This is a genomic window from Streptomyces sp. MMG1533, assembly GCF_001279775.1.
Lineage (GTDB): Bacteria > Actinomycetota > Actinomycetes > Streptomycetales > Streptomycetaceae > Streptomyces.
In genome coordinates this window covers 44,768-67,276 of the sequence record NZ_LGDG01000240.1, presented here as the reverse complement: position 1 = coordinate 67,276, position 22,509 = coordinate 44,768, and the positions used below count along the sequence as shown (strand labels likewise).

Genomic DNA, 22,509 nt, shown 5'->3' with positions numbered 1-22,509 from the left:
TTGCCAGTGGTCTTCAGTGTCAGGCATTTGGGCCTCTTCTCGGCGTACAGGGCGGCCGTGTGCGGCCGTTGGGGGTTGGGTTGGGGTGACGGCCCGGGGAGGGGGGTCGAGGCCGTCAGTTACTTGCCTCGCCGGTAACTTCAGGCGGCGATCCACGCGGCGAGCGCCCAGCCGAGGGTGAACGCGGTGTCGACGGCATCGGCGATCACAGGGCGTCGAACCCAGTGCAGGTGAGGTTCTCGGTGGAGTCGGGGTCGCACGCGTCGCAGAGCAGACGGCCGCTGACGCGGAGGTGCTCGCCCTTGGTGTGGCCGCAGACGCAGACGGTGCGCGGGTTCTCGGCCTCCTCGTCGGTCTGCACGCCAACAGACGCGGCGGCGGGGTGGTCGTGGACGCAGATCGCTCCCGGCGGCCGTCCGCAGCAGCCGGCCGACCGGTCCTGCGTCTCGGGCTGCTGCTGCGCCTCGTCGGCCCGGTGCAGCAACTCGTCGGCGGCTTCAGGCTTCGGGCAGTCCATCAGCGTGCACGTGACGTGGCCACCGGAGCCGAGCATGAGGACGCCGTGACCGCATGCGGGGCAGAAGCCCGCGACGTCGTTCGCGTGGATCGACGGCAGCGGCGGCGCCTCGTCGGCCAGCAGCTCCCGCAGCACGAGCGCCACATCGTGCGGGCCGACCTCCTTCGAGGCAGGCCAGCCGTCCGGGCCCTGGAAAGCGATCCGCATCCGGGAGAACGGATTGCCGAGTTCGGTGAACTTCTCGGTGAGGACGGCTTCGAGACGGTCGGCCAGATCGGCGGCCTCCGGCTCCCGGCCGTCGTTGCAGCCGCAGCCGGTGAGGAGGCACACGTCTTCGTGGTGGAGGCGCATCGGATGCCCGCAGACGCACACAGGCTCGGCGGTCTGGGTTGTGGGCGGTACGGCGGCAGACACAACAGGAACAGCGGCAGGCGCCCACCCCGCGCGGAAGTTCTCGTCGCGCTCAACGTCGAGATGGTCCTCGAACTTGAGCACCCAGTAGCCCGGGCTGATCCCGGTCCAGTAGCTGGCCTCGATGAGGACTTGGGCGTCCTGGTCGCCGTCCTCGATGCGGTCCTCGGGGTCGATCGTGTCGAAGTGGTGCCCGGCGAATGCGCGCAGGGTGTCGGCGTTGTGTCCGGTCCACTGGACGGCCTGCACCTCGTCGGCGCGGCGGTGATAGCGGGCAACCGTGGCGATCGGGCATTCCGGGTGCGGGTGAACCTCCTCGCCCTGCTCCTCGAAGCAGAGGCCGCAGTCGAGGAGACGAGCAGTCGGGTTGTCGGTCACGGGTTCCTCCTGGCGGCGCGCTGCTGCATGCGGGTCTTGGTCTGCTGTGGGGTGGGCTGGGTCCACTGGCGCCAGCCGGCGGTGGAGTGCCAGCGCTGCATGTGGTCGCGTTGGTCGATGCCGCACCAGCGGCAGCCGGTCGGGTTGGTCATTGGGGGTTCCTCCGGTGAGAATCGGCGGGGCCGGCCGCCCGCATTGCCCGCGGGCGGCCGGTCTTGCGTGGGGTGGTCACGCCTCGTCGTCATCGAGCAGCGCGTCCGGGCCCTGCTCGTGGCGGTCGAGGGTGGCGAGCGCGTACTCCAGCAGCAGGCGCAGCGCGCCAGGGTCGTCCGGGGTGGCGACGGGTGCGCGGACGATGCCGTGGATGAGCCAGTCCCCGTGCTGAAGGCTGATCCCGTCTGACTGGTCGGCGATGTGGGGCCAAGGGGTGGCGGCAATGTGGAGGGTGGGCGAGCGGTGGCTGTGCCGGGGTGCGGGCTGTGGGCCTTCGGCGGGAGCGGCAGTCATCGGTTCTCCTTCGGGGTGGCGGGTCAGAGGGCGCGGGGTCAGCGGTCCTGCTCGAAGCGGACCGCGGTGAGCGCCTGCAACTCCTGGGCGTGGCGGCGCTGCGTGGCCTCCAGCTCCCGCTTGTGCGGGTAGCAGAGGGCGAGGGATCCCCAGCCGGGCCGCATGCCGGGGATCCAGGTGGCGCCGTAGCCGCCGCAGCTGTTGCAGCGGAGGTTCCAGCCCATGCGGTGGGCGGCGGCGGCTTCCTCGGCGGTGGGGAGCGGCGGGCCGAACGGGTCACGGGTGATCTGCCGGGCGGCGGTCACTGGCCTGTCCCGGACTCGACACCAGCAGCAGCGGCGGGAGCGCAGCCGGGGCAGTCGTCGACGTGCTCCGGGTCGTCGGAGTCGTCGGCGACGACGTGCGTCTCCTCGTCGGTAGCCCAGGTGATCCCGAGCCTGTCGAGGACGGCGTGAAGGACCGTCCCGGGGTCGGCGCCTTCCTCCCCGGCGGCGCCTTCGACGGCGTGCCAGGCGGCGTCGTACTCGCTGTCGGTCAGCGTGCGGGCGCGGAGGCGGGCGACTTCGGCGCGCGCCGCGTCCCGCTCGACCTGTACGGCAAGCAGTTCGATGACGGTGGCCTCAAGCGCGGCCTGGTACTCGTTGGCTCGGGTTGCGTACCGGTCTGCGGCCCCCTCGATCGAGATGACCTGGGTGCGCTGGCGGCGGACTTCGGCGAGCAGCAGGCGGACGTCCTCCGGGGCGCTCGACAGCGCAGCGAGCAGCACGCCAGGGCTTGAGCTACCGGTCAGGCTGATCTGCGGGCGCTCGCCGTGGGGGACGGGCGTCCAGCGGCCTGCGATGTCGTCGAGCTGCTGGTCGGTGAGCGGAGTCTGGTCGGTCATCGGGTTCCTTCCGGTCGGGCAGTCGGGTCGGTCAAATGCCAGCCGCAGCGGGGTGTCGCACAGCGCACGGGTTCGAGCGGCACATCGGTGGCGAAACGGATCGGATCCGTGCGCGCCAGATCGGCGGTGGCGTAGGGCCGGCCGTGCGGGCAGACGGTGCGGTGGGGTGGCGGGACGGGCGGGTGTGGGAGCCAGGGGTGGGGCATGGGGGTCTCCGGTAGGCGGGTGGCGGCGGCGTCCGGTCCCCCGGGCGTGCGTCAACGCGCGACGGAGGCCGACGGGTTGCGTTCGACGTCGATCCACGGCTGCGGGTCGAAACCCAGCTCGACGGCCGTGTCGCACATGTCGTCGCCGTAGGAGCCGTCCTCCAGCTCCTCAACAAGATCCGCAGCGAACGCGGCAGTGCCGTCGGGGTCGAGCTCGACCAGCCGGGTCAGGGCCTGGTGGAACGCCCACGACATGGACGCGCCCTGGGCAGCGGCCCACCGGTCTTGCGGGGTTCGGGCCTTGGCGCCGCGGATGGTGAGGCGGATAGCTCCTTCCAGTGCGGCCTCGTGGAGGTCGCGGGTCGGGTCGGTGGTGGGGGTTTCGGTGGTCACGGGGTTCTCCTCGGTGTCGGTGGTGCGGTGGTCGTCAGAGGCTGTGCAAGGTGGGCTGGAACGGGATCAGCGGCAGTTCGACCTGCCCGTCGATCTGCGGGACGGGCCCGGCGGTCGGGGTGCGGGCTGCCGGCGTGGGTGCGGGTCTGGCGTTGCGGCGGCGTTCACACACCGGGCCGTAGCCCGACAGCGACGGGCGGCGGAGCGGGCGGTGGCACTCCCGGCAGCGCAAGCGGGTGTCGGGCATCAGGCGGCCTCGCCCTGGTCGGCCCATCCGCAGGTCCACGTGCGACCGCAGGTGGGGCAGCGGTACGTGGCGAGGACGGAGCCGGGGCCGTTGGGCGTGACCTTGGCGGGCGGTATGGCGGGGCTGTCTTCGGTGAGGCAGCGGTCGCAGGTGTCGAGGTAGGGCACGGTGGTTCTCCTTTCGGGTCAGGTCTGGGCCATGTCGACGAATCGGGCGTAGTGCCCTTGGAAGGCGACGGTGATCGTTGCCGTCGGCCCGTTGCGGTGTTTGGCGACGATGAGGTCCGCCTCACCTGCTCGAGGGGATTCCTTGTCGTAGGCGTCTTCGCGGTGGAGCAGGATGACGATGTCGGCGTCCTGCTCGAGGGATCCGGACTCGCGGAGGTCGGAGATCATCGGCTTCTTGTCCTGCCGCTGCTCGGGGCCACGGTTCAACTGCGAGAGGGCGATGACCGGGACCTGGAGGTCCATGGCGAGGGTTTTGAGGCCGCGGCTGATCCGGGACACTTCCTGCTGCCGGTTGTCGTTGCGGCCGGTCGTTTCGCCGCTCATCAGCTGCAAGTAGTCGATGACGACGAGGCCGAGACCGTGCTGGCGCTGTACGCGACGGCAGTGCGATCGGATCTTGGCGAGTGTGATGCCGGTGTCGGCGACGATGAACAGCGGCGACGACTGCATGTCCTTGCCGGCCTCGACCAGGTCCATGACCTTGCCGTCGTCGATGGGCCCCTTGGCCTTCATCCAGTGCAGCGGGTACGTGGCGTGCGCGGACAGGAACCGCTTCTCGAGTTCCTTGCGGCCCATCTCGAGGGAGAAGAACGCGGTGGGGACGTCGTTGCGGATCGCGGTGTAGCGGGCGAAGTCCCCGGCGAGGACCGACTTGCCCATGGCGGGGCGGGCGGCGATGAGGATGAACTGACCGGGCAGGAGGCCGCCGGTGAGGGCGTCGAAGTCGAGGAACCCGGTGAGGAGTCCGAGCTTGGGGCCGTTCTCGCGGATGTCGACGACCTCGGCGACGGTGTCCATGATGTCGATGCCGATGGACAGGTCTTCGTCGCCGGTGTCGGTGAGGCCGGCGAGTCCTTCGAGGGTGTCGTAGGCGTCCTGGATGATCTCGTCAGGGGAACGCTCGCGGCTGTGGACGCCCTGAGCCATGCTGTTCCCGGCGGCGAGGATCTTCCGGAGGACGGCTTTCTCGCGGACGACGCCGGCGTAGTACTCGGCGTGGGCGACCGTGGGCACGGCCTGGACGAGCGTGAACGGATAGCCGCGGCCGCCGCAGCGGGTCAGGTCGCCGTCCCGCTCGAGCCGGTTGGTGAGGGCGATCTCGTCGTGGGCGGCACCTTCGTTGTGGAGGTCTACGAGCGCCCGGTAGATCGCCTCGTGGCCGGGACGGTAGAAGTGCTCCGGCTTAAGGATCTCGACAACTTCCTCGAGCGCATTGCCGGAGAGGATCATCGAGCCGAGGACTGCCTTCTCGGCGTCCAGATCGAACGGCGGCGGCTGCAAGGCCTGACTGCCGTCGAACGCGTCGTCGGCGGGGGGCTCGTGGTCGTGGGTCATGAGGCCTTCCTGAAGTCGGTGCCGGTGAAGGTGGCGAAGGTGGATCCGCCGTCGGCGAAGCGGGACTGTGTGCGCGGGCCGAGCGGCTCGAGGGTCGGCAGGTTGGTGGAGATCAACGTGGGCAGCTGGTTCTGCCAGCGGGCATCGATCAGTTGGGCGATGGCGTCGACCGTCCACGGGTACAGCTGCGTGGCGCCCAGGTCGTCGAGAGCGATCAGTGGCGCCTCACGCCAGGTCTGCATCCGCTCGTGGTTGACGGGCCGGTCCGCGGCGGCTTTGAACTCGAAGTCGGAGACGAGGTAGTAGCGGCCGAACCAGCCGCGGCGGATCAGCAGTTCGCCGACCTTCCACAGGTGCCAGGTCTTCCCGGTGCCCGGTTCACCGAGCAGCAGCAGCGAGGCGTGGGAGCCGGCGAGGAAGTCGCTGATCCACTTCTCGATCTCGGGCCGGACGGGGTGGTCCTCGGTGAAGGACTTCGGGCGGCGGGCAAGGTAGCGGTCGAGGGTCTGGCCGCGGATCTCGGCGCGGGCTGCGGCTTGGGCGGCGTCGTGGCGGGTGCGCCGCTCTTCGGCGGAGGTCATCAGAAGGGCCTCGCGTTCTTGTAGTCGTCTGCGGTGGGCGCGGGCGCAGCGGCACCGGTGGCGGGGTGTGGACGGTTCTGGCCGGTCCAGCCGCCGGGGACGGCGCGGAGCTGGGGGCGGCTGGACTGGCGCAGTTCGGAGAAGGCGAACTGGAGGGTGCCGCCGGTGACGGGCTTGGAGAGGTCGCCGAGGCGGTCGAGCGCTTGCCACAACTCAGTGGCGTCGACGCCGTTGCGAAGGGCCTCATCGATGGTTCGTCGGACAGCGCCCTTGCCCTGTGCCGTGGTGTGCCCGTACTGCTCCCACCACTTGGTGAAGAGCTGCTCTCCGAGCGGTGGCTCGTCGCGGGGGGCTGGGGGGTGGTTCCTCTGACGGTTCTCTGACGGTTCTAGTGGGGGTTCGGGTGAACTTTGGACGGGGTTTTGTGTCGCAGAGTTCGGGGTTTCTGCTTCAAAGTTCGGGGTTTCGGGCGCAAAGTTCGGGGTTTCTGTGGCCGATACCCCGTCAGATGTGCGGGGTTCCTGGTCAGTAACCCCGTCAGATGTGCGGGGTTTCGGGACGATGCGGTAGCGGTTCGACCGGTGCCGACCGCCCCCGTTCTCGACCTTCAGCTCGCCCAGCTCGACTAGGTTCGTGATGCCTTTCTGGACGGCTCGCGGACTTAGATTCGTGCGCTCGGCAAGGTCATCAATGGAAGGCCAGGCGCAGCCGTTGTCGTCGGCGCGATCGGCCAGCGCGAGCATGACCAGCCGGGCCCCATTGCGGGACTCGGACCGGGACCACACCCAGTTGGTGACCTTGAAGCTCACGTGATCTCTTCTCTCAGGAGGGTGTCTCTGCTGGTCGGTTGCTGTTTTGAGGCAGCCCTCATGGGGGCGGCGTGGCCCGTGGTGCAGGGGTTTCGCTCGCTCCTGAATTGTACAACGCGTCGGAGATTACAGACCAGCTAATGTGTATCCTGGTCGCATGAGTGAGTCGAAGGTTCGAGAGCTGGGAGTCTCCGAAGCGCGCGCGAACATGACCGACGTCATCGCCGAGGCGCGACTCCTCGATGCCGACTTCGTGCTCACCCGTCGCGACAAGCCGCAGGCCGTGCTCATCTCGGTGAAGCGGTACGAGCAGGCGAAGAGCGACCGAGAGCTCGTCGAGTACATTCGCCGCCACTGGCCGGACATCTACACCGACATGACCCGCAACCTGGCGGACCACTCCGACGACTGACGCCATCGCTCCTCCTCTCCTCCTCCTCGGCCCCGCGTGTGCGGGGCCGTTGTCGTGTCCGGGTAGGTCAGGCGGCGGTGGCGAGCTCGGGGCCGCGGTCCTGGGGAGGCTCGGGTGGCCGCAGTCCAGGGCCAGCAGTCGTCGGCGCCGCGGCGGTCGACCTTCGCCCAGAATCGGTCGGCGAGCGTCTGCTTCGGCGGATCGTCCGTCGTCCCGGTCCGCTTCAACCGGCTGTCGTGCATCTCGCAAAGCCCGTTACGGCGGACTCGGCGGTCGCAGGTCTCGACGGCGCAGACCCTGCTGCTGCCCTTGATGCCCCTCATGCCGCCACCGCCAGGTTCGGCTCGGCGTAGCGATCCAGTTCCTCGCCGGTGATGGCCTCGACCAGAGCCGCGGCGATGACCTCGGCGGCTGGCGGAGTGACAGCATTACCAAGTTGCCTCACCTTCTCCCGCTTGTTGCCGAGCACGATGTACGTGTCGCCGAAGCTCATGGCCCGGCCGATCTCGTGCGGTTCGAGCATCCGGAAGAGGACGTCTTCGATGTCGACGTCGCCCTGGACGAGGGCGTACCGGTCGCGGGTGGAGAGAGTGCCGACGGGTTCCCGGACGGTCTTGGCGGTGCCGTTGCCGTAGTAGGGGACAAGGAGGTGTTCCCAGGTGACGAGGGACTGGTGGCCGGCTGTGGTCATGGTGCGGAAGTACTCGGCGGCCGTGGTGCAGTGCTCGCCTCCGTCGCCCTGGCTGCCGTTGTTCCGCATCACGAAGGCGGGCAGGTTGGGGGTGACGAGGCCGTGGTGGTTGCCGTTGGCGGAGACGGTGCCGACGGGCTCTTCGATGGATCGGCCGCGGAGTTGGTCGCCGCCGCCGCGCATGGTGACCATGAACGGCAGCCAGGCGAGGCCGGTTTCGTTGCGGGCGGTCTGGGTGCGGAGCGGGTTGTTCGCGGAGGCGGGCTCCTTGCCGTCGCGGCCCTCGACAGGGATCAGCAGCGGCGGGATGGCGAGTCCGTCGTTCTCGCGGGTGGTGCGGCAGGCCATCGGGTCGAGGACGCTGGATGGGTCATTGCGCCAGGTGCCTCCGGCCGGGACCATGAACGGCTCGTAGGCCATGGCCTTGGTAGGCGTTGTGGTCTGCGTCGTGAGGGGTGCGTCGACGGGCCAGGTGCGGACGCCGGGACGCCGCTCGAACGTGTTGCCCGCGGCCTCAAGGGTGATCGGCCGGGCGAACTTGTCGAGGCCGGCCTGGATGCGGGCGAGGGTCTTGTCCGCCAGGGGCTTGGTCCGGTCGCCGATGCGCTGCCCGGGGATCGCCCAGTCGATGGCGACCGCGGCCGGGAGCGTCTCGGGCTCGACGATCTGGTTCCGGCAGGTGGCGTTCGGGCATCGGTAGACGTACTGCTGGCGGTAGCGGCCCATGTCGCGCCCGGGCTGCTTGAACCGCTGCACGGCCTGCACCCACTGGTCGCATCCGGTGCACCAGGCGCGCGGTCGCAGCCACTTGTCCCAGTCCGGGGTCCGGCCGAGGGACCGGTGCCAGTAGGCGACGTACAGGCGGTCCCTGCTCTGCGGCGCCTTGTGCACGGTGCGCGGGTCGGCGTGCATCGAGTTGAGGGCGATGACGCGGGTCTCGTAGCCGAGCTTCGTGATCTCGCCGATCCAGCGGTCCCACTGGTCCCAGGCGCGGACGTCGACGACGTTCTCGACGACCCCGGCCTTGACGAGGCCGCCGCGCTGCTGGACGCCGCGCAAATACATCGGGACTTCCTCCATCAGGGCGCGGGAGCGCTCGACTTCCTCGGACGGGCCGAACCCGTCGAAGAGGTCGCCCTGGAGGGAGGCGTCGAAGTCGCGCTTCTTGCCACGCGCGTTGGACCACTGCGGGCACTCCGGGCTGGCCCAGAAGATGTCCGTCACCGGCCAGGACTCCACCGGCGCCTCGCGGATGTCGCCGCGGTAGTGGTCGACGGTGGGGAAGTTCGCGGCGTGCGACTCGATCGCCCGCTCCCAGTGATTCGCCGCCCGCTCCATGCGGACACCGGGGATGGAGTGCATGCCCTGGCTGGAGCCGCCGGCCCCACAGAACCAGTCCATAACGGTCAGGGCGTCGTTGTCGTGGCGGCTCATGCGGCGAGCTCCTGTTCGGTTTGGGGGTGTTCGCGGAGGGCGCGGTCGACGGAGAAGAGGGAGACGCCGAGGCGGGCTGCGGCCTGGTCGCGGTCGAGGCGGCCGGCGGTCATCAGCCAGTGGGCTTCTTCGGCGATGATCTGGGCGCGCAACTTGCCGTATTCGGGGATGAAGTGCGGGTCGTCGATGGCGCCCGGGTGCTGGTCCCAGTAGCGGGTGGGCGGCCAGCTGCGGCTTTTGCCGATGCCGCGGGCGGTGGTGGCGGCTTTGCGGGCGATGCCGTTTCGGGTGGCCTTCCGGCCGCGGAGGTTGTCGTGGGCGCGGGCCACGGCGAGGGCGGTGGTGCCGCGGACTTTGAGGCCGTCGTAGGCGCTGGCCCGCCACAGGAGCTGGCTGACGTAGGAAGGGAAGAGTCCGGCTTCCTGGGCGATGCGGTTCATGGGCCAGGCGTCGGCGACGAGGGCTTGCAGCCGTCGGATGGTGCCGAGGGCGAGGACGTAGTGGGGGACGACGTCGTCGGCGGTGACGGCGAGTACTTTGTCGGCGTTGGCGGTGAGGACGCGGTGCTTGAGCGGTGTCCGGGTGCCGTCAGGGCGGGTGAGGAGGAGGTCGCGGACGACTTTGTCGCTGACGTCGGCGCTGATGGCGATGCCGCGGGGGCTGGCGCCGGCCGCGATGAGCTGCTGGACGTGGTCGCGGACGGGTGCGGCGTCGGCGTACCGCTGGTAGTCGCCGGTCTTTTTCTGTCGGCGCCGGTCGCGCTCGTTGGTGTTGTACCGCTCGACGCATTCGGGGAGGCGGCAGCCGTAGTTGACGTAGCAGGTGAGCTTGTCGTGGTGGGGGGCTTGACGGACGGCGGTGGTCACGGCGTCTCCTTCCGGTGCTGGTCGATGGCGCGGAGTCGGTCGAGGTCGTCGCAGTCGCCGTAGACGGCAACGCAGTCGAGGTAGAGGCCGACGTCCCTGCCGGGCTGGCCGGGTTCGGGCCGCGGCTCGTGCCGGGTGATGCGTTGTGCGGCGGCTTTGTCGTTGCGGGTGCGGTAGTCGTCGCAGCGCCAGGCGTGGATGGCGCCGGCTCCGCACCAGACGGCGAGGGTGATGGCGATGAGGATCACCAGGACGGTGACGGCGGCGTTCATCGCCGCCTCCCGGCGAGGAGCCAGCCGAGGCCGGCGCCGATCACGGAGCAGGCGAGGATGAGGACCGGAATCCAGCCGAGGTTGACGTGGTTGAGCTGGTCCATCACGCGGCGGCCCTCCTGGCGGCGGCGGTGCCTTTCCAGGTGCGGACTCCGCTGTGGTGGACGGTGGGGCGGGCGGAGCAGGCCCAGCCCGCCTTGCGCACGTAGCCCTCTTCTTGCAGGAGCGTCATGAGCCGGCCCCAGTGGGCCTGCGGGTTCGGGGGCTGCGGCAGCTGATGCTCGTCGGCGATCTCAAAGCAGGTGAAGGTGCGGCCTGTTGCGGCGGCGGCTATGAACTTGGGCCAGACTTCGGCGAGCCACGTCTCGTAGTCCCCGGCCTGCCGCTGCGTCTTCGTCACGCGCGGTTCGGGGATGCTGCCGTCGAGGGCGGGCTGCACGGTGGCGTCTGCTACCACTACTCCACCTCGTGATTGAGGAGTTCGCACGGAAGGACGAACTCGGTTGCCGGTCATGAGGCGTTCTCCTGGTTCACGAGTTGCAGAAGCACGTCGGCGTGGCACGGCTCGTCGTTCGGGCACCAGCACATGAGGTCGCGGCCAGCGAGCTCCTCCCGTGCGGCAGCAACCAGGTCGGGCCGCCGGTCGAGCCAGCGGCGGTACATGGCGACGGCCTGCTCCCGGGTGGCGTCCTTCACGAGATGCCAGGTGATCGTCTTGTCGGGGTGGACGAAGGCGTGCTGCTGGCCGGACGTCTTGCCGAGGCGGCCTTCCTGCTCCCACTCGGAGCCGTCGAGGGCCGGGTAACGGACCTGCGTGCACGGGTTCCCCCAGCGGGTGCCGCGGCCGACGTACACGGCGCCTTCCGGCTTCTGCCAGCCCTTGGTGCGGCGGCGCTGGATACGGACGGGGTTCACCACGCCACCTCCGTGTCCTGCCGGAGTGCGGCGTTGACGGTCTCCTCGTCGGGCGTCCAGAAGCCGAGCGTGCCCTTCGCGGGCACCGGCTCGGGCAGGGCGGTGACGTCGGCGAGGGTCCAGTGGTAGACGTTCTCCTCGCCCCACGGACCGCAGCAGCGGCCGTCGTCGGAGTAGTGGCAGCCGGTGATCGTGGCGACGGCGACGATCGCGCTGTACACGTCGAGGTGGTCGCCGTAGACGACGGCCCAGCGGTCGCGGTCAGCGCCGGCGTGGATGAGGATGCGGGCGCCCTCATGCTTCGCGGGGAGCTTCCACGTGCGGTTCTCGACGCGCTTCGTCTGATGGGCGATCGCGCCCGCCCAGGGCTGCCTGATCGTTAGAGCACGCATCAGTACGCACCCCCTGCATCGCGACGGGCGATCCGCGTTGCGACACCACGGGCCTGCATTTCGCGACGCACCGCGGACATGTCGTCGCAGTAAGACGCCGCGATCAGTGCGAGGGTGTTCCGCTTCCGCTCGATGCTCGAACCGACCAGCTCAGCGAATGTCGAGTACTGCTGCTTGCTGCTACGCAGGGCCAGTTCATGGACGGGAAGCGTCCCGAGGTGCCCCTTGCTCGGCTTGAAGGTGCAACGGCGGGTCGTCAGGCCGAAGGTGGCGAGGTGGCCGTCCGCCATCCGCAGCGTCTCCTCATTCGTCGAGTAGAACGAGACGCGTCGACTGAAGGACCGAGCCCCATTGGCGCGGCGGGGCGTCAGTTGGGCATTGCCTTCACTGTCGAAGTAGCCGCGCAGCCAGGCGGCTTGCTCTTCAGGCGAGCCCGGCTTGAACGTGCGGAGGTGCTCGAATCGGCCGGCTGAGTGACGACGGACGAGGAAGTATCCGCGCTCATCAACGTTGACCTTGGCCGTGCAGTTGTAGCCGTCGCGGATGGCAGCGGCGAACGTCTCAGCGAAGTCGCGGTCTGCGACACGGAGGCAAAGGTCGTTGTTCAGCCAGCCGTCTCCTCGCAGCACTCCTGCGAGGTAGGCGTGTGGCTGGCGGATGGTCAGTGCCTTCATGGGTGTGGTTTCCTCTGGGGTTGAGCCGGGGCCCCGCCTGATTTCGGCGGGCGGGACCCCGGACTGGGGTGGGTTAGAAGGGGACTTCGTTGGTGGGGCCGCCGAGGGCCATGCGCTGCATGTGCTGGCCGATCTCGTCGATCAGGTCGATGCGTTCGCGCCGCAGTTCGTGGGCGAGGCCGCGGGCCCAGGTGCGAACCTCTTCGGACTTGCCGTCGAGCAGGGCCTCAGCGAGGTGGAGGGTGACGACGTTGGCCATGGCCTGGACGCGGGTGACGCCGGGCCCCCACGGCTCGCGGGCGGCGGCCTGCTCCGCCTGAGTCCACGGGTCCTCGTCGGCGGCCATCGCCCCGATCCAGCCGCGCGTGTCGTGCTCGTCCTCGTGGTTGCGTCCGCAGTCGCCGCGGAGGCGTTCGTCGTTGTTCATGAGGGAGCAGGGCATGCGGGAGGTGTCGAGGACGTGGCGCAGGTCGCGGATGTTCCGCAGGTAGATGTGCCGGTAGTCGGCGTATCGGCGGGTCAGGTCGTCGTCCGGGCTGTCGGCCTTGGCCTTGTAGGCGTCGGCGACTTCCTGCCAGCGCTCGATGAGCGTGTTGAGGAGGGTGCGCTGGTCGGCGTTCACGCGGCACCGTCCAACGGAGCGTCGGCCGGCTTCGGCGTCTTGCCGCCGGTCAGCTCGTCGGCGCTCACTCGCGGCGGCGGGAACTCGTCCTCGGCGGTGACCTCTCCGCGCTGAATCGACTTGTAGATGACGAGCAGCTGGGCGACGTCGTGCTCGGTCCACTTGCCGGAGTCGCGGTCGAAGCGGGCTTCGATGCGGTCCGCGGTGACGCCGATGCCCTCGAAGACCTTGATGGCGTCGGCGATGCGCTGAGCGAGCGGCTTGCCGCCGCCGTCGCGCAGCGTCTGATTGCAGAGATCCTTGGCCTCTTCGACGAACCAGGGGGGCAGGATTGCGAAGATGGCCTCGCGGACGCGGCGAGCGCCGTTGTTGGCGTTCGTCTCGTAGATGTCCCGCATGTCGGTGAGCTGCTTGGGCCCGTTCTTCGTGTCGCGGCGGTGCGGGACGATGAACGTCGACGAGTTACGGGAGTTGGTCTGGACGTCCCAGGCGAAGGCCTGCATCTCGGACTGGCCGTACTCGTCGTCGCGGCGCATCTCCACCAGGCCGTACTGGACGTTGCCCCAGACGCGGGCCAACTCGCGGGCGAGGTGGACGGAGGCGCCGGTGATGTTCTGGCCGCCACGCGAGTAGCGGAAGAAGGCGCGCTCGGCGAGGCCCTGCTGCTTGCACGACTCGCGCATCTCGGCGACCGCGGCCTGGATGTTGCGGGGGCACTGCTGGGCGACGACGACCGCGGCCTGAACTTCGGCGGCGGCGCGGGACTGCTCGACCGCGGTGCCCTGGCCGATGCGGGCCGGGGCGTTGTTCGACGGAAGGGGGACGGGCTGGTTCACAGGTACTCCTCTTGGTCGCGCTTCTCCGCGTAGGGCGGGAGGGGCAGGTAGGTGATGCGGTCGTTGAAGCCGGGCCAGTTGCCGGTGCGCTCGCACTCGGCGTAGGTGCGGAGGGCGCGCTCATTGCGGGCGGCGCCGAGAGTGAGGGCCGGGAAGTCCAGCTCGACCAGGTGCACCAGGTAGGGCGCGGTCTTCGACTGGAAGACGAAGATGAACGCGGGCTCCTGGTCGCCGTGCAGGTCGAGGGCTTTGACGGCGTCGAGGTACCAGGCGGCCTGTGCGTGGTAGCCGTGCTCGTACACGGCTCGCTGCAGGGCGCTGGGGTCGACGGCGCGGGCGGTCTTGTAGTCGACGACGACGAGCCGGCCGTCGTCCTGGCGGTGGGGCATCCAGTCGGGGCGGGCCCGGCGCCACACGCCGTGGCGGGGGTCCTGCCAGAACAGGGACTGCTCGGCGATCCCGTTGCCGGGGGCGAACAGGGCCCCGGCGGTGGGGTGCTGGCGGATCGCCTCGGCCATCGCCTGCACCTGCTCGTGCTCCTTACGAAGCAGGGGTGTCTTCCCCTCGGCGTAGGCCAGGTCGCGGAGTTCCCGGGCGGCAACCTTCTTCCAGTCGGGGAAGTCGATGACCTCCAGTTCCGGGCCGTCGCGCAACACCAGCAGGTGGGCGGCGTGACCGAGATCGAACTCCCGCTTGTGCGGTTGCTGGTGGTCGCGGTCGTGCTTGAACTGGGCGGGGCAGCCGGGGTCGAGGAGCTTGCGGGCGCCAGAGGAGGAGAGGCTGCCGCCGGGTACGGGGTCGGCGTGGTAGACGTCGATCGGCATGTCCGGGTACACGCCCGGCTCGGTGACGACCGGCGCCTCGATGGTGGTGGTCATGCGGCGCCGCCTTCGATGAGGGACGTGTAGTAGCAGTGGCCGGGCCGCTCGCTGTGCAGTGCGACGAGGCCCGCGCGGTGGAGGTCTTCGAGGCGGCGGCGTGCAACCGAGCGGTAGACGTTGGTGCCGATGGCGCGGCGGAGCACGACCTTGGCCCGGCCCGGCGTCCACTCGCCGCCCTCGTTGGCGACGGCCTGGAGGAGCGCGAGCTCCGCCCGCCGGGTGCCCCAGGCCGGATGGCGGTCGACCGTCTTCGGGTTCAGCAGATAGGCCTGCTGGCCGTGGATGGTGACGGGGAGGAGGTGTCCGCGGTGGGCGAGATCGCGCAGGTCCCGTCGGGCTGCGTTGCGGCCGATGCCGGACCACGGGGTGACGCTGTAGAGGTCTTGGGCGCGGCGCGTGGTGACGGCCCGACTCGGCCCGACCTTGATGAGGGCGAGCAGGCTGTCGCGGCGGGCGGTCACGTCCAGGCCGCCCTTGACGGCGACGGTGGCGGTCATGCGACGTTCTCCGATGCGCCGCGGAGTGCGGAGGCGGTCTCGGTCTCGCAGTTCTCGCACAGGCCGCCGGTGGTGAACGGCCCGTCTTCGTCGCCGCAGCGGGTGCACCGCAGCGGCGTTGCGGGCTTCGCGGGGCTGTTGGTGCTCATGGGACCTGCTTTCGGGTGTCGTTTAGGAGGGCCAGCTCCCCGGCGGGGGGAGGTGCCAGGGAGCTGGCCCTGGGTGGCGGCGCGGAGTGGGGGGCTCGACACGCCGCCGGTATGGGGGTTGTTGGTCAGAGGAGGTCGTCGAGGATGAACTCGCCGAACCAGACGAGGAATGCGACGATCAGGCCGATCAGGAACACCCACAGCGGGGGCGCCGAGCAGGCGTAGGCGATGCCGGAGGCGGACGCCCCGAGGAGGAGGCCGGCCGTGAAGCGGGCCTTCACGCGGCACCTGCCGTGGTCTCGGCCGGCTGCGGGGCGGTGGCCTTCCACTCCTCGGCCTCGGCGTCGTAGGCGACGTGCGGGTTGTCCTCGACGCGGAAGTCGATCCCTGCGAGCCGTGCCGCGTTCAGTCCGGCCGCCAGACGGGTCGCCCACAGGGGCGGCTTCCCAGCGGCTCGCTGCCGCAGGGCGTTCGCGTAGTCCTCGTCCCACTTCTTCGGGTTGTGGCCGGCCTTCTCGGCGACATCCCACGCCCACTCGCCCAGCGCGCCGTCGTCCAGTTCCTCGGCGGTGTCGGCTACGACCTGGGCCGCTACGCGCGGATCGACCTTGTCGAGGGCGTCGAGGTAGCGGAACGCCCTCCAGTTCGCGACGCTGGCATGGATGTGCGCGTACCAGGCCTCGCTGTCGTCGTCGTAGTAGCTGGTGTCGACGGCGTTGGACGTCGACTGCAGGACGCTGCGCAGGAGTCCCTCGCCTGTGTCATGGACGTCGGTGGAAGCCTCGTAGCGTGAGTACTTCGGCAGCGGCATTGCGTCCATGTCGGCGTCCTTGGAGCCGGCGGCGAGTGTCCAGCACCAGGCCTTGAAGGCGGTCGCGAAGGACTCCTGCTCGCCCGGCTCCAGCCCGGCGTAGCGGACGGGCATCACGGCGCCGATGAACTCCTCACCGAACAGGAGAGCTGCCTTGGCGTCGGCGGTGAGGCGGACGCGGACGATGCCGCAGTCGTCGAAGCGGGCAAGGTAGGTGGAGTTGAGGCGAGGGAACGGCTCGCCGTCGATGGTGTTCTCGGTGAGCGTGCGGAGGATGCCCCGCCAGTCCGGGAATTCCAGGCCGCGGTTGACGGCGACGCTGTACGTGGTGCGCGCCGAGTCGAAGACGAGCCGGTCCTCGCCCGCTTCGATGGTGATCCACTGGTCGCCCTGGTGGCTGCTGGCCCACTCGCGGAGGGCGGGCAGGTACTCGGCGGGGATGGTGCGGGCCCACGGCTCGTCCTCGTTGTCGGTGAGGGCGTAGCGGGCGACGGCCATGGTGTAGCGGTCGGAGGCGACGGCGTGCAGGTGGCGGGCGTCGACGTCGAGGCGGATGCCGTGCAGCATCTCGATGTGTTCGCCGCCCATGTGGTTGGCGGTCTTGTCGAGGAGGAGCTTCAGCTGGTGGGCGTTGATCGTGACGGACACGAGTTCTCCTGAGAGAGTGGTGGTGGATCCCCGTCCGCTAGCACCGGGCGGGGCTTCGTGCGTTGGGCGCCGGCCGTGGCGGGAGCTGGTCACCGCCCGGCCGGCGGTCAGTGGGCGGTGCGCATCCGGTACGCGGGCCACGGTCCGGGCTCCGGCTGGTCGACGATCGGCAGTTGCTGTGTTTCGTCGTTGGCGGTGGACTGTCCGACGGGCACCGGGTACGGGATCTGCACGTGGGAGATGTAGGGCCGGTCGAGGTTCTGGTAGGCGACCGTGATGCGGGGCCGGGCGTTGATGACGGCGCGGCGCAGGCGCTCCTGCTCGGCCTTCGCGCGGATCGTGGCGTGCCGCAGGTCCTCGTTGGCCTTCACCAGGGCGTCACGCTCGGCCTGCAGTTGGGCGATGCGCATCGAGTCCTGGCAGCCGCGGATCAGCGCGGTGTGGAGATCGGCCGCCTTGGCGTCGCCGTCACGGGCGAGGAAGCTGTTCGCGGCCTCCAGGTCCCGAAGCTCGCGGCGGAGTTCAGCAATGCGGTGGGCGGCGGTGTGGCGGCCGGCCGGGGTGCGGATGGCGGTGGTCACGACACCTCCCACAGGCTGGCCGCGGTGTCGCGGAGGAGGGCGATCGCCTTCGCCTTGCCGTTGCCTCGGTGGTCGCACCAGGCGGCGATCGACGGTGCGTCGATGCGGGCCTCGAGGGCCTTCTCCGTGGCGTGGGTGAGCGGGTTACCGCCGACGTGCCGTGGTGTGCCGTGCACGGCCACGTTGATCGCGCCGATCACATCGACCTCGCACTTGTCGAGCGGGAGCCCGTTCTCGGCCTGGCGGACCGAGTACAGGTATTTCTTGCAGTAGCCGACGGTTTCGATATGGTCGGCGGCCTTGTCGCAGACGTCGGCGATCTCCACATCGGTGGGGGCGTCTGTGATGGTGTCGATGCTCACGGGCTCTCCTCGACGTCGGCCGGGGCCGGTTGGGACAGGGTGCGGATTTCGCGGATGACGAAGAGGAGCCAGCCGCTGCAGATCAGCGCGAAGAAGATCCAGATGGCGGGGCCCATCAGGAGGCCGCCGCGTCGAGGCTCTGCTGGGACGTCTTCGCCTTCACATGCGGGCACTTGGCGGCGAGGTCGACTTCGGCGCGGTAGCGGTCCCAGCTCATGAGCTCCATGCGGTAGCCCTGCCGCTGGTACTTGTCGCGGTCCCGCTTGAGCGGGTAGTGCTCCCGCCACGCCTGCTCTTCGGTGGCGTGCGCCCGGTCGCCGTAGGCGGCGGTAAGTGCTCCACAGGGGCAGCCGCACGGCGCCCACGTGATCCACGTGCAGTTCGACAGCGGGAAGGTCTTCCCGTCGATCTGGACCATCAGCTCAGGCATCACGCCACCGTCTTCCGGTTGATCCGGTCGGTGAGCGTGTTCGAGGCCGCGGTCCAGGTCTGCGGGTGGTCCCAGTTGACGCCCGGGTAGGCGCCTTGCAGGAGTGCGGTGATCTGCCGGGAGCCCCCTGCCTCGAACTTGAGGAACCGTCCGTCGGCGGTGAGGGCGCGGGCCACGAACGACCTGTGGCCGGTGCCGCTCGGGTCCGTCCAAAGTGGCGTGACCAGCACGGTGGCGGCGCCCGGGGCGATCTGGTGGATGCGGTGGGCGAGCTTCGCCTGATGGCGCCGGCGCCGTGACGCGGACGCCTTACGCGGATGCAGCGGCAGAGCCTCAACGACGGTCGCCATCACGCCACCGCCGGGAGGCCGTGCAGCTTCTGCGCCTGCTGCACCCAAGAGGCGAGTTCGGCGACCGCGCTCTGCAGGTCGGCCAGCGTCTCCGGGTTGGAGTTCGTGACGGAGATCGCGACGGCCTGAGTGAGGTCGCCGAGGACGAGCCGGGCGAACGGCCGTCCCTGACCGTCGAGACCGATCTTGACTTCGATGGGGCCGTCGTTCAGGTCCAGGTTGATCGGGCCGTACAACTGGGCAGTCACGACGCCTCCAGCGAGGTCGGGTAGGGGAAAGCGGGCACGGTCGCGTCGGGGTCGGCGTCGTAGAGGAGATGCCTCTGCTCGGCGAGCTCCCCGGCCGTGGCAGGCGTGTGCGGGGCCTCATCCGGGTGCGCCATCAGCCACCGCAGGCGCTCGGCCAGGGCGGCGGCCCGCTGCTGGGCGACGAGCTTCCGCAGATCCGACTGCAGGCGGGTCAACGGCGCGTCGGCGTCCCCGGGCTTCGGGGCCGGCCGGTAGCAGCGGTCGGAACCCAACGGCATCGGCAGCGCGCCACCCATCAACTCGCGGGCACGGGACAGGTCATCGGCGGCGGTCATGCCGTCACCACCTGCGGATGCGTGAACTGCCCAGCGCGGGCCACCTCTGAAGCCGGGCCGAGGTAGGCCCACTTCCGGAAACCGGCGTCGACCATTTCGTGCAGGTGACGCGTGTTGGTCAGGCACTCCTCGCCGTCCAGGACGCTGCGGGTCCGGTACGTCGCGAAGCCGACCCGGATCGCCCAAGTCGTCGAGCAGCCGTCATCGGCCCGCGCGCGGCTAATCTCGACGATCTCTTCCAGGTCTCCGTGGCCGTTCCGGATCAAGTCCCCGACCTGGTAGCGAGGCCCGTAGGGGCCGACGCCCCCGAGGGCTGAATTCTGAGATGATGGAGGCACCGATCTGCCCTTCTGTTCATGGATGGTGTGGGTGGATCGCGCGGCTAGGCCGCGGGGCCCCGGCTGCCGGTGTGTCGACCGGCGGTTGGGGCCTTGGCCGCTAAGCGGCGGCGCGGGCCGGCTTGGTCTTCATGGAGCGCCGGAGTCGCGAGATCTTGGCGGGCTCGGCGGGGATCTGGCAGAGCTTGCGGATCTCTTCGCGGTCTTCGCGGCTGAGCCACTTCGCCCGACCCATGCGGGTGTGGGGGAAGCCGTGGCGGTTGAGTCCGTCGAGGAGCCAGCGCTTGCCGCAACCGAGGTCCGCTGCGGCTTCGTCGGGCGGCAGGTAGCCGTCGCGGCGCATCATGGTCTCGGTGTCGGGGGTGGGGGCGGGGGTGGACATGTTCACCTTCCTTCTGGGGGTATCTCGGGTGGGGGCGAGATCTGTTCGTCTGTTGCGTTGAGGGCTGTGCGGAGCCGCGTGTAGCGCTTGGGCCCCATCCGCTCCCGGATGCCTGTTTCCAGCCGCTGGAGGTAGCTGCGGGAGATGCCGGCCTTGTCGGCGGCTTCCTGGACTGTGAGGCCGAGGCTCTTGCGCTTCTTGCGGAGCGATGGCCCGTGCACCTGGTAGGTGGCTGGGGGTCTTTCCATGCAGAGAATCTACGTGTTTCTACGAGTCTTCGCTACCGATACCGCGCAGTAACATGCAGAGACTCGTAGATTTGCGTAGCTGCAAGATCGCGTCTGTAGCCGCTGGCGTTGCGGTTCAGGACAGAAACGCGGGTGTTCCTAGATGTTCCTACGCGGTCCTGCGATGATTTGGGCCATGGCACCCCCACAGGACGAACGCGCACTTCAGAGGCTCGCCACTCTTGTTACCAGGCGACGCGCAGACCTCGGCATGAACAAGATCGACGTAGCCCGTGCTGCACAACTGCAGATCAACACGTACAGCAAGGTCGAAGACGGCAAGCAGGTACGTCTCACGACTTACGCGAAGATCGAACCCATCCTCGGCTGGGCGCGGGGCAGTTGCAGCGACATCCTCGACGGGGCGACCGCCGCCACCATCGTCGAGAAGCAACCGGGCGGCGCGGTCGTCTCCGACGTCCAGGCCGGAGACCTTGCCGCAGACATCGCCAACGCCGTACAGAACGCTGCAGTCTCCGTCAGTGACTCACTGACGGCCGCGGAGATCCGCGAGATGAAACGGCGCGTACTGGATGAGCTGATCCGGCAAGGGAAAATCCCCCAAGTTGATCGAGATTGATCGGGTTACTAGTACAACCTTTTGACTTAACTCTTTCGTTACCTACTCACCCGCCGCCACTTGAGTCGATACCGGTCACATCGGTGCGTGAACGTGGCAGCATCTACTAGTACTTGGGAGGTTCCCTCTCACCCGAAAGGGGGAGCCCATGCACGAACTGCTCACAGTTGACCTGGGGCCCGACTTCAACGGCTTCCAAGGTCGGATAGCTGGGAAACTCGTGTGTGTTGCGACGCCCCGGGTCGAACACGATGCAGAAGCAAGACGCAACGTGAAGGACCTGATCAGGCGTCAAGGAGGCGACTGCGCCGCTTGCCAGGCCTGCATCATCGGCCGGCACGAGTAGCGCAGAAGCGGCGGAGGGGCCGGCGGCAGGGGTGTCAGCCGGCCACCCGCATCAGCACCCAAGGGGCAGCACATGGCCTACGTCGAGTGGCGCGGAAACACCTGCAGAGTCGTCTGGAACACCCGCAAGAAGGACGACCGCGGCAAGTGGATCTACGACCAGCAGGGCGGCTTCACTGACGAGGTAGAGGCAAAGAACTACGGCCTCGACCGCGAAGCAGAGATCCGCAACGACGACTACATCTCCCGCCGCGACGGCTCCGTCACCATCGGCGAGTACGCCAAAACGTGGGTCGACACGCTCGATGTCGGGCACCTGCGGGACAAGGCGATCCGGTCCATGCTGCGGCTGTACGTCGTCCCGCGTTGGGGCGAGACGGCGATCGCGGACATCCAGCCGTCCACCTACCGGGCATGGAAAAAGCAGCTGAAGGATCTGCCCAACGTGGGCGAGAAGTACGGGGAGGAGATCCTCACCGTCTTCTCCATGCTCATGGACGACGCCGTCGACGACGAGCTGCGCAAAACCTCCCCCGTACCGAAGGGCAAGAAGCAGCGCCGCGGCCGGTACAAGAAGAAACCGCGCGAGCGTAAGCGGGAGATGCGCATCGAGGACGTCCACCAGCTGGCTTGCAACGCGCTCGCCTTCTGGGGCCTGGACGGCTTCGTGTTCGTGTGGACGATCGCTACAACCGGCATGCGCCCGGCCGAGCTCTACGCCCTGCGCCGTGTGTACTCGCACCCGACCTGGCCGGCTTCCGACCCGCTCGACGATCCGGAGGAGCGGGATCGCGAGGAGCGGCACGAGGAGGACCTCGAGCGCTACGGCCCCGACCTGATGCCCGCGATCCGCGTGCAGTGGCAGCACCAGCGAGAAGAGGGCGTGCTGAAGCTGTTCCCGCCGAAGTACGAGTCGCGGCGCACGCTCGTCGTCCCCCCGTTCCTGGCGGAGCTGCTGGAGCTGCTACTGGCGAGCCACGACAGCGAGTTCGTGTTCCGCTCGATCGCCGGCGGGCTGCTGGCGAACGCCAACTTCACCTACCACTACTGGCGGCCGATTGCGGACGGCCGGGACGCCTCACCGGAGTTCGAGCGGATCCGCCTTGGCCAGAGGCAGAAGGTCACCTCACGCCGCCCGGTCCCCGCGATCCCGGCGACCGCCTACTCCGGCAAGCGGCTGTATCTGCTGCGGCACGGTCACAAGGAGTGGATCGACGAGGCGGGCGGGGAGCATTCGCGTATCGCGGTCGAGACGCGGATGGGCCACGAGGTCGCGGGCGTGGAGGGTCTGTACGCGAACGTGACAACGGCGATGGAGCGGCGGATGATGGATTCGTTGCAGGAGCGCTTCGAGTGCTTCGTGCGGGAGACGGTTTGGGAGATGGCATCAGCTTCTCCCAGTCTTCTCCCAAATGGCCTGTCCGAGTGGTGGAACCGGCAGGTCAGAGCCGCTGAGGGTGCTGGTTGATGCACTGGTTCATGAAGTTCATCTCGACCAAGAGCTTCATGCCGTTCGTGTACTACCGCATCGCCCTCGGCATCGTGATCGTCATCCTTGTCACGATGGGCGTACTCAGCCCGCACGCGGCGGAATCGGCGGGCTGACCCTCATCCGTGACCAATGACATAGGAGTTGAGTAGCCATCCGGTAGCGGACTGTCAGTGCTTGCCCCTAGG

The 22,509-nt window shown here is 69.0% G+C and carries 37 protein-coding genes and 1 pseudogene; 4 read left to right on the top strand and 34 right to left on the bottom strand.

The annotated features are described in order from the left end of the window. Positions 1-205: 205 nt before the first annotated feature. The 11 genes from ADK57_RS32125 to ADK57_RS48030 form a co-directional block, all read right to left on the bottom strand. The gene (locus tag ADK57_RS32125) at positions 206-1,306 is read right to left on the bottom strand and encodes a DUF6085 family protein (RefSeq protein WP_053753150.1); all 1,101 of its coding nucleotides are present in this window, start codon (positions 1,304-1,306) and stop codon (positions 206-208) included. After that, a complete protein-coding gene (locus ADK57_RS50640; protein WP_199830728.1) occupies positions 1,303-1,458 on the bottom strand; it encodes a hypothetical protein in 156 nt (51 codons plus the stop codon). The genes ADK57_RS32125 and ADK57_RS50640 overlap by 4 nt, the downstream gene beginning before the upstream one ends. A gap of 76 nt (positions 1,459-1,534) precedes the next feature. Further along, complete coding sequence (locus ADK57_RS32120) at positions 1,535-1,813, bottom strand: hypothetical protein (RefSeq protein ID WP_053753149.1); 279 nt, start codon at positions 1,811-1,813, stop codon at positions 1,535-1,537. A 38-nt stretch (positions 1,814-1,851) separates the two neighbouring features. Further along, complete coding sequence (locus ADK57_RS32115) at positions 1,852-2,118, bottom strand: hypothetical protein (protein ID WP_053753148.1); 267 nt, start codon at positions 2,116-2,118, stop codon at positions 1,852-1,854. Then, complete coding sequence (locus ADK57_RS32110) at positions 2,115-2,696, bottom strand: hypothetical protein (protein ID WP_053753147.1); 582 nt, start codon at positions 2,694-2,696, stop codon at positions 2,115-2,117. The genes ADK57_RS32115 and ADK57_RS32110 overlap by 4 nt, the downstream gene beginning before the upstream one ends. A 257-nt stretch (positions 2,697-2,953) precedes the next feature. Further along, positions 2,954-3,295, bottom strand: a complete 342-nt coding sequence (locus tag ADK57_RS32105; protein ID WP_053753146.1) for a hypothetical protein — start codon at positions 3,293-3,295, stop codon at positions 2,954-2,956. Between the two features lie 34 nt (positions 3,296-3,329). Further along, positions 3,330-3,542 (bottom strand): hypothetical protein, encoded by a 213-nt coding sequence (locus tag ADK57_RS32100; protein ID WP_053753145.1) that lies wholly within the window; start codon positions 3,540-3,542, stop codon positions 3,330-3,332. After that, the gene (locus tag ADK57_RS50155) at positions 3,542-3,709 is read right to left on the bottom strand and encodes a hypothetical protein (protein WP_159050182.1); all 168 of its coding nucleotides are present in this window, start codon (positions 3,707-3,709) and stop codon (positions 3,542-3,544) included. The genes ADK57_RS32100 and ADK57_RS50155 overlap by 1 nt, the downstream gene beginning before the upstream one ends. 18 nt (positions 3,710-3,727) lie before the next feature. Further along, positions 3,728-5,104, bottom strand: coding sequence for a replicative DNA helicase (dnaB, locus tag ADK57_RS32095; protein WP_234390474.1), 1,377 nt, complete (start codon positions 5,102-5,104; stop codon positions 3,728-3,730). Beyond that, positions 5,101-5,685: an ATP-binding protein gene (locus ADK57_RS51545; protein ID WP_078973456.1), complete on the bottom strand. Its 585-nt coding sequence runs from the start codon at positions 5,683-5,685 to the stop codon at positions 5,101-5,103. The genes dnaB and ADK57_RS51545 overlap by 4 nt, the downstream gene beginning before the upstream one ends. After that, on the bottom strand, positions 5,685-6,494 hold the full coding sequence (locus ADK57_RS48030; RefSeq protein WP_078973455.1) for a helix-turn-helix domain-containing protein: 810 nt from the start codon (positions 6,492-6,494) through the stop codon (positions 5,685-5,687). Before ADK57_RS48030 ends, ADK57_RS51545 begins: the two co-directional genes overlap by 1 nt. A 157-nt stretch (positions 6,495-6,651) precedes the next feature. Between ADK57_RS48030 and ADK57_RS32085 the strand changes: the two genes are divergently transcribed. Continuing rightward, positions 6,652-6,906: a type II toxin-antitoxin system prevent-host-death family antitoxin gene (locus ADK57_RS32085; protein WP_053753143.1), complete on the top strand. Its 255-nt coding sequence runs from the start codon at positions 6,652-6,654 to the stop codon at positions 6,904-6,906. A gap of 319 nt (positions 6,907-7,225) precedes the next feature. Here the strand turns inward: ADK57_RS32085 and ADK57_RS32080 are convergent, their stop codons facing one another. The 23 genes from ADK57_RS32080 to ADK57_RS48025 all read right to left on the bottom strand — a co-directional run bounded on the left by ADK57_RS32080 (position 7,226) and on the right by ADK57_RS48025 (position 19,868). Beyond that, positions 7,226-9,031 carry a DNA cytosine methyltransferase gene (locus ADK57_RS32080; RefSeq protein WP_053753142.1) on the bottom strand — a complete coding sequence of 602 codons (1,806 nt, stop codon included), beginning with the start codon at positions 9,029-9,031 and terminating at the stop codon, positions 7,226-7,228. Then, entirely contained in the window at positions 9,028-9,897 is an 870-nt protein-coding gene (locus ADK57_RS32075) for a hypothetical protein (RefSeq protein ID WP_053753141.1), read from the bottom strand. The genes ADK57_RS32080 and ADK57_RS32075 overlap by 4 nt, the downstream gene beginning before the upstream one ends. After that, a complete protein-coding gene (locus tag ADK57_RS32070; RefSeq protein ID WP_053753140.1) occupies positions 9,894-10,169 on the bottom strand; it encodes a hypothetical protein in 276 nt (91 codons plus the stop codon). The genes ADK57_RS32075 and ADK57_RS32070 overlap by 4 nt, the downstream gene beginning before the upstream one ends. Positions 10,170-10,272: 103 nt before the next feature. Beyond that, the gene (locus ADK57_RS32065; RefSeq protein WP_053753139.1) at positions 10,273-10,626 is read right to left on the bottom strand and encodes a hypothetical protein; all 354 of its coding nucleotides are present in this window, start codon (positions 10,624-10,626) and stop codon (positions 10,273-10,275) included. 53 nt (positions 10,627-10,679) lie between these two features. Next, the gene (locus ADK57_RS32060) at positions 10,680-11,087 is read right to left on the bottom strand and encodes a DUF4326 domain-containing protein (RefSeq protein WP_053753138.1); all 408 of its coding nucleotides are present in this window, start codon (positions 11,085-11,087) and stop codon (positions 10,680-10,682) included. Continuing rightward, on the bottom strand, positions 11,081-11,476 hold the full coding sequence (locus tag ADK57_RS32055) for an ASCH domain-containing protein (RefSeq protein WP_053753137.1): 396 nt from the start codon (positions 11,474-11,476) through the stop codon (positions 11,081-11,083). Before ADK57_RS32055 ends, ADK57_RS32060 begins: the two co-directional genes overlap by 7 nt. Beyond that, positions 11,476-12,150 (bottom strand): LAGLIDADG family homing endonuclease, encoded by a 675-nt coding sequence (locus tag ADK57_RS32050; RefSeq protein ID WP_053753136.1) that lies wholly within the window; start codon positions 12,148-12,150, stop codon positions 11,476-11,478. The genes ADK57_RS32055 and ADK57_RS32050 overlap by 1 nt, the downstream gene beginning before the upstream one ends. 73 nt (positions 12,151-12,223) lie before the next feature. Beyond that, positions 12,224-12,772 (bottom strand): hypothetical protein, encoded by a 549-nt coding sequence (locus tag ADK57_RS32045; RefSeq protein ID WP_053753135.1) that lies wholly within the window; start codon positions 12,770-12,772, stop codon positions 12,224-12,226. Beyond that, a complete protein-coding gene (locus ADK57_RS32040) occupies positions 12,769-13,608 on the bottom strand; it encodes a hypothetical protein (RefSeq protein WP_053753134.1) in 840 nt (279 codons plus the stop codon). The genes ADK57_RS32045 and ADK57_RS32040 overlap by 4 nt, the downstream gene beginning before the upstream one ends. Next, the gene (locus ADK57_RS32035; protein ID WP_053753133.1) at positions 13,605-14,486 is read right to left on the bottom strand and encodes a PD-(D/E)XK nuclease-like domain-containing protein; all 882 of its coding nucleotides are present in this window, start codon (positions 14,484-14,486) and stop codon (positions 13,605-13,607) included. The genes ADK57_RS32040 and ADK57_RS32035 overlap by 4 nt, the downstream gene beginning before the upstream one ends. Then, positions 14,483-14,986 (bottom strand): hypothetical protein, encoded by a 504-nt coding sequence (locus tag ADK57_RS32030; RefSeq protein ID WP_053753132.1) that lies wholly within the window; start codon positions 14,984-14,986, stop codon positions 14,483-14,485. Before ADK57_RS32030 ends, ADK57_RS32035 begins: the two co-directional genes overlap by 4 nt. After that, positions 14,983-15,135, bottom strand: coding sequence for a hypothetical protein (locus ADK57_RS50150; protein WP_159050181.1), 153 nt, complete (start codon positions 15,133-15,135; stop codon positions 14,983-14,985). Before ADK57_RS50150 ends, ADK57_RS32030 begins: the two co-directional genes overlap by 4 nt. A gap of 125 nt (positions 15,136-15,260) precedes the next feature. Next, entirely contained in the window at positions 15,261-15,416 is a 156-nt protein-coding gene (locus tag ADK57_RS50145) for a hypothetical protein (protein WP_159050180.1), read from the bottom strand. Continuing rightward, positions 15,413-16,594: a hypothetical protein gene (locus ADK57_RS32025; RefSeq protein ID WP_053753131.1), complete on the bottom strand. Its 1,182-nt coding sequence runs from the start codon at positions 16,592-16,594 to the stop codon at positions 15,413-15,415. The genes ADK57_RS50145 and ADK57_RS32025 overlap by 4 nt, the downstream gene beginning before the upstream one ends. A gap of 107 nt (positions 16,595-16,701) precedes the next feature. Further along, the gene (locus ADK57_RS32020) at positions 16,702-17,175 is read right to left on the bottom strand and encodes a hypothetical protein (RefSeq protein ID WP_053753130.1); all 474 of its coding nucleotides are present in this window, start codon (positions 17,173-17,175) and stop codon (positions 16,702-16,704) included. Beyond that, the gene (locus ADK57_RS32015) at positions 17,172-17,537 is read right to left on the bottom strand and encodes a DUF6197 family protein (RefSeq protein ID WP_053753129.1); all 366 of its coding nucleotides are present in this window, start codon (positions 17,535-17,537) and stop codon (positions 17,172-17,174) included. Before ADK57_RS32015 ends, ADK57_RS32020 begins: the two co-directional genes overlap by 4 nt. Before the next feature lie 115 nt (positions 17,538-17,652). Continuing rightward, the gene (locus ADK57_RS32010) at positions 17,653-17,967 is read right to left on the bottom strand and encodes a hypothetical protein (protein ID WP_053753128.1); all 315 of its coding nucleotides are present in this window, start codon (positions 17,965-17,967) and stop codon (positions 17,653-17,655) included. After that, positions 17,967-18,317, bottom strand: a complete 351-nt coding sequence (locus ADK57_RS32005) for a hypothetical protein (protein ID WP_053753127.1) — start codon at positions 18,315-18,317, stop codon at positions 17,967-17,969. Before ADK57_RS32005 ends, ADK57_RS32010 begins: the two co-directional genes overlap by 1 nt. Beyond that, the gene (locus ADK57_RS32000; RefSeq protein WP_053753126.1) at positions 18,317-18,565 is read right to left on the bottom strand and encodes a hypothetical protein; all 249 of its coding nucleotides are present in this window, start codon (positions 18,563-18,565) and stop codon (positions 18,317-18,319) included. Before ADK57_RS32000 ends, ADK57_RS32005 begins: the two co-directional genes overlap by 1 nt. After that, positions 18,562-18,900, bottom strand: a complete 339-nt coding sequence (locus ADK57_RS31995) for a hypothetical protein (RefSeq protein WP_053753125.1) — start codon at positions 18,898-18,900, stop codon at positions 18,562-18,564. Before ADK57_RS31995 ends, ADK57_RS32000 begins: the two co-directional genes overlap by 4 nt. Then, positions 18,897-19,166, bottom strand: coding sequence for a hypothetical protein (locus tag ADK57_RS31990; protein ID WP_053753124.1), 270 nt, complete (start codon positions 19,164-19,166; stop codon positions 18,897-18,899). The genes ADK57_RS31995 and ADK57_RS31990 overlap by 4 nt, the downstream gene beginning before the upstream one ends. A 172-nt stretch (positions 19,167-19,338) precedes the next feature. Beyond that, positions 19,339-19,620 carry a hypothetical protein gene (locus ADK57_RS31985; RefSeq protein WP_053753123.1) on the bottom strand — a complete coding sequence of 94 codons (282 nt, stop codon included), beginning with the start codon at positions 19,618-19,620 and terminating at the stop codon, positions 19,339-19,341. A 2-nt stretch (positions 19,621-19,622) separates the two neighbouring features. Then, the gene (locus ADK57_RS48025) at positions 19,623-19,868 is read right to left on the bottom strand and encodes a helix-turn-helix domain-containing protein (RefSeq protein ID WP_078973453.1); all 246 of its coding nucleotides are present in this window, start codon (positions 19,866-19,868) and stop codon (positions 19,623-19,625) included. Between the two features lie 250 nt (positions 19,869-20,118). On the opposite strand from ADK57_RS48025, the gene ADK57_RS31980 reads away from it, so the two are divergent. The 3 genes and pseudogenes from ADK57_RS31980 to ADK57_RS48020 form a co-directional block, all read left to right on the top strand. Next, on the top strand, positions 20,119-20,487 hold the full coding sequence (locus ADK57_RS31980; protein ID WP_053753122.1) for a hypothetical protein: 369 nt from the start codon (positions 20,119-20,121) through the stop codon (positions 20,485-20,487). A gap of 418 nt (positions 20,488-20,905) precedes the next feature. Next, entirely contained in the window at positions 20,906-22,300 is a 1,395-nt protein-coding gene (locus ADK57_RS31975; protein WP_053753121.1) for a hypothetical protein, read from the top strand. Between the two features lie 2 nt (positions 22,301-22,302). Then, positions 22,303-22,437: pseudogene (locus ADK57_RS48020) on the top strand (undecaprenyl-diphosphatase); the annotation flags it as partial. Positions 22,438-22,509: the final 72 nt, after the last annotated feature.

Bases quoted from the DNA above. Each gene is read 5' to 3' on its own strand.
- ADK57_RS50640 (WP_199830728.1), bottom strand. From the start codon at position 1,458: ATGACCAACCCGACCGGCTGCCGCTGGTGCGGCATCGACCAACGCGAC.
- ADK57_RS32120 (WP_053753149.1), bottom strand. From the start codon at position 1,813: ATGACTGCCGCTCCCGCCGAAGGCCCACAGCCCGCACCCCGGCACAGC.
- ADK57_RS32110 (WP_053753147.1), bottom strand. From the start codon at position 2,696: ATGACCGACCAGACTCCGCTCACCGACCAGCAGCTCGACGACATCGCA.
- ADK57_RS32100 (WP_053753145.1), bottom strand. From the start codon at position 3,542: ATGCCCGACACCCGCTTGCGCTGCCGGGAGTGCCACCGCCCGCTCCGC.
- dnaB (WP_234390474.1), bottom strand. From the start codon at position 5,104: ATGACCCACGACCACGAGCCCCCCGCCGACGACGCGTTCGACGGCAGT.
- ADK57_RS51545 (WP_078973456.1), bottom strand. From the start codon at position 5,685: ATGACCTCCGCCGAAGAGCGGCGCACCCGCCACGACGCCGCCCAAGCC.
- ADK57_RS32085 (WP_053753143.1), top strand. From the start codon at position 6,652: ATGAGTGAGTCGAAGGTTCGAGAGCTGGGAGTCTCCGAAGCGCGCGCG.
- ADK57_RS32080 (WP_053753142.1), bottom strand. From the start codon at position 9,031: ATGAGCCGCCACGACAACGACGCCCTGACCGTTATGGACTGGTTCTGT.
- ADK57_RS32070 (WP_053753140.1), bottom strand. From the start codon at position 10,169: ATGAACGCCGCCGTCACCGTCCTGGTGATCCTCATCGCCATCACCCTC.
- ADK57_RS32055 (WP_053753137.1), bottom strand. From the start codon at position 11,476: ATGCGTGCTCTAACGATCAGGCAGCCCTGGGCGGGCGCGATCGCCCAT.
- ADK57_RS32050 (WP_053753136.1), bottom strand. From the start codon at position 12,150: ATGAAGGCACTGACCATCCGCCAGCCACACGCCTACCTCGCAGGAGTG.
- ADK57_RS32035 (WP_053753133.1), bottom strand. From the start codon at position 14,486: ATGACCACCACCATCGAGGCGCCGGTCGTCACCGAGCCGGGCGTGTAC.
- ADK57_RS32030 (WP_053753132.1), bottom strand. From the start codon at position 14,986: ATGACCGCCACCGTCGCCGTCAAGGGCGGCCTGGACGTGACCGCCCGC.
- ADK57_RS50150 (WP_159050181.1), bottom strand. From the start codon at position 15,135: ATGAGCACCAACAGCCCCGCGAAGCCCGCAACGCCGCTGCGGTGCACC.
- ADK57_RS32010 (WP_053753128.1), bottom strand. From the start codon at position 17,967: ATGCCTGAGCTGATGGTCCAGATCGACGGGAAGACCTTCCCGCTGTCG.
- ADK57_RS32005 (WP_053753127.1), bottom strand. From the start codon at position 18,317: ATGGCGACCGTCGTTGAGGCTCTGCCGCTGCATCCGCGTAAGGCGTCC.
- ADK57_RS31995 (WP_053753125.1), bottom strand. From the start codon at position 18,900: ATGACCGCCGCCGATGACCTGTCCCGTGCCCGCGAGTTGATGGGTGGC.
- ADK57_RS31985 (WP_053753123.1), bottom strand. From the start codon at position 19,620: ATGTCCACCCCCGCCCCCACCCCCGACACCGAGACCATGATGCGCCGC.
- ADK57_RS48025 (WP_078973453.1), bottom strand. From the start codon at position 19,868: ATGGAAAGACCCCCAGCCACCTACCAGGTGCACGGGCCATCGCTCCGC.
- ADK57_RS31980 (WP_053753122.1), top strand. From the start codon at position 20,119: ATGAACAAGATCGACGTAGCCCGTGCTGCACAACTGCAGATCAACACG.
- ADK57_RS31975 (WP_053753121.1), top strand. From the start codon at position 20,906: ATGGCCTACGTCGAGTGGCGCGGAAACACCTGCAGAGTCGTCTGGAAC.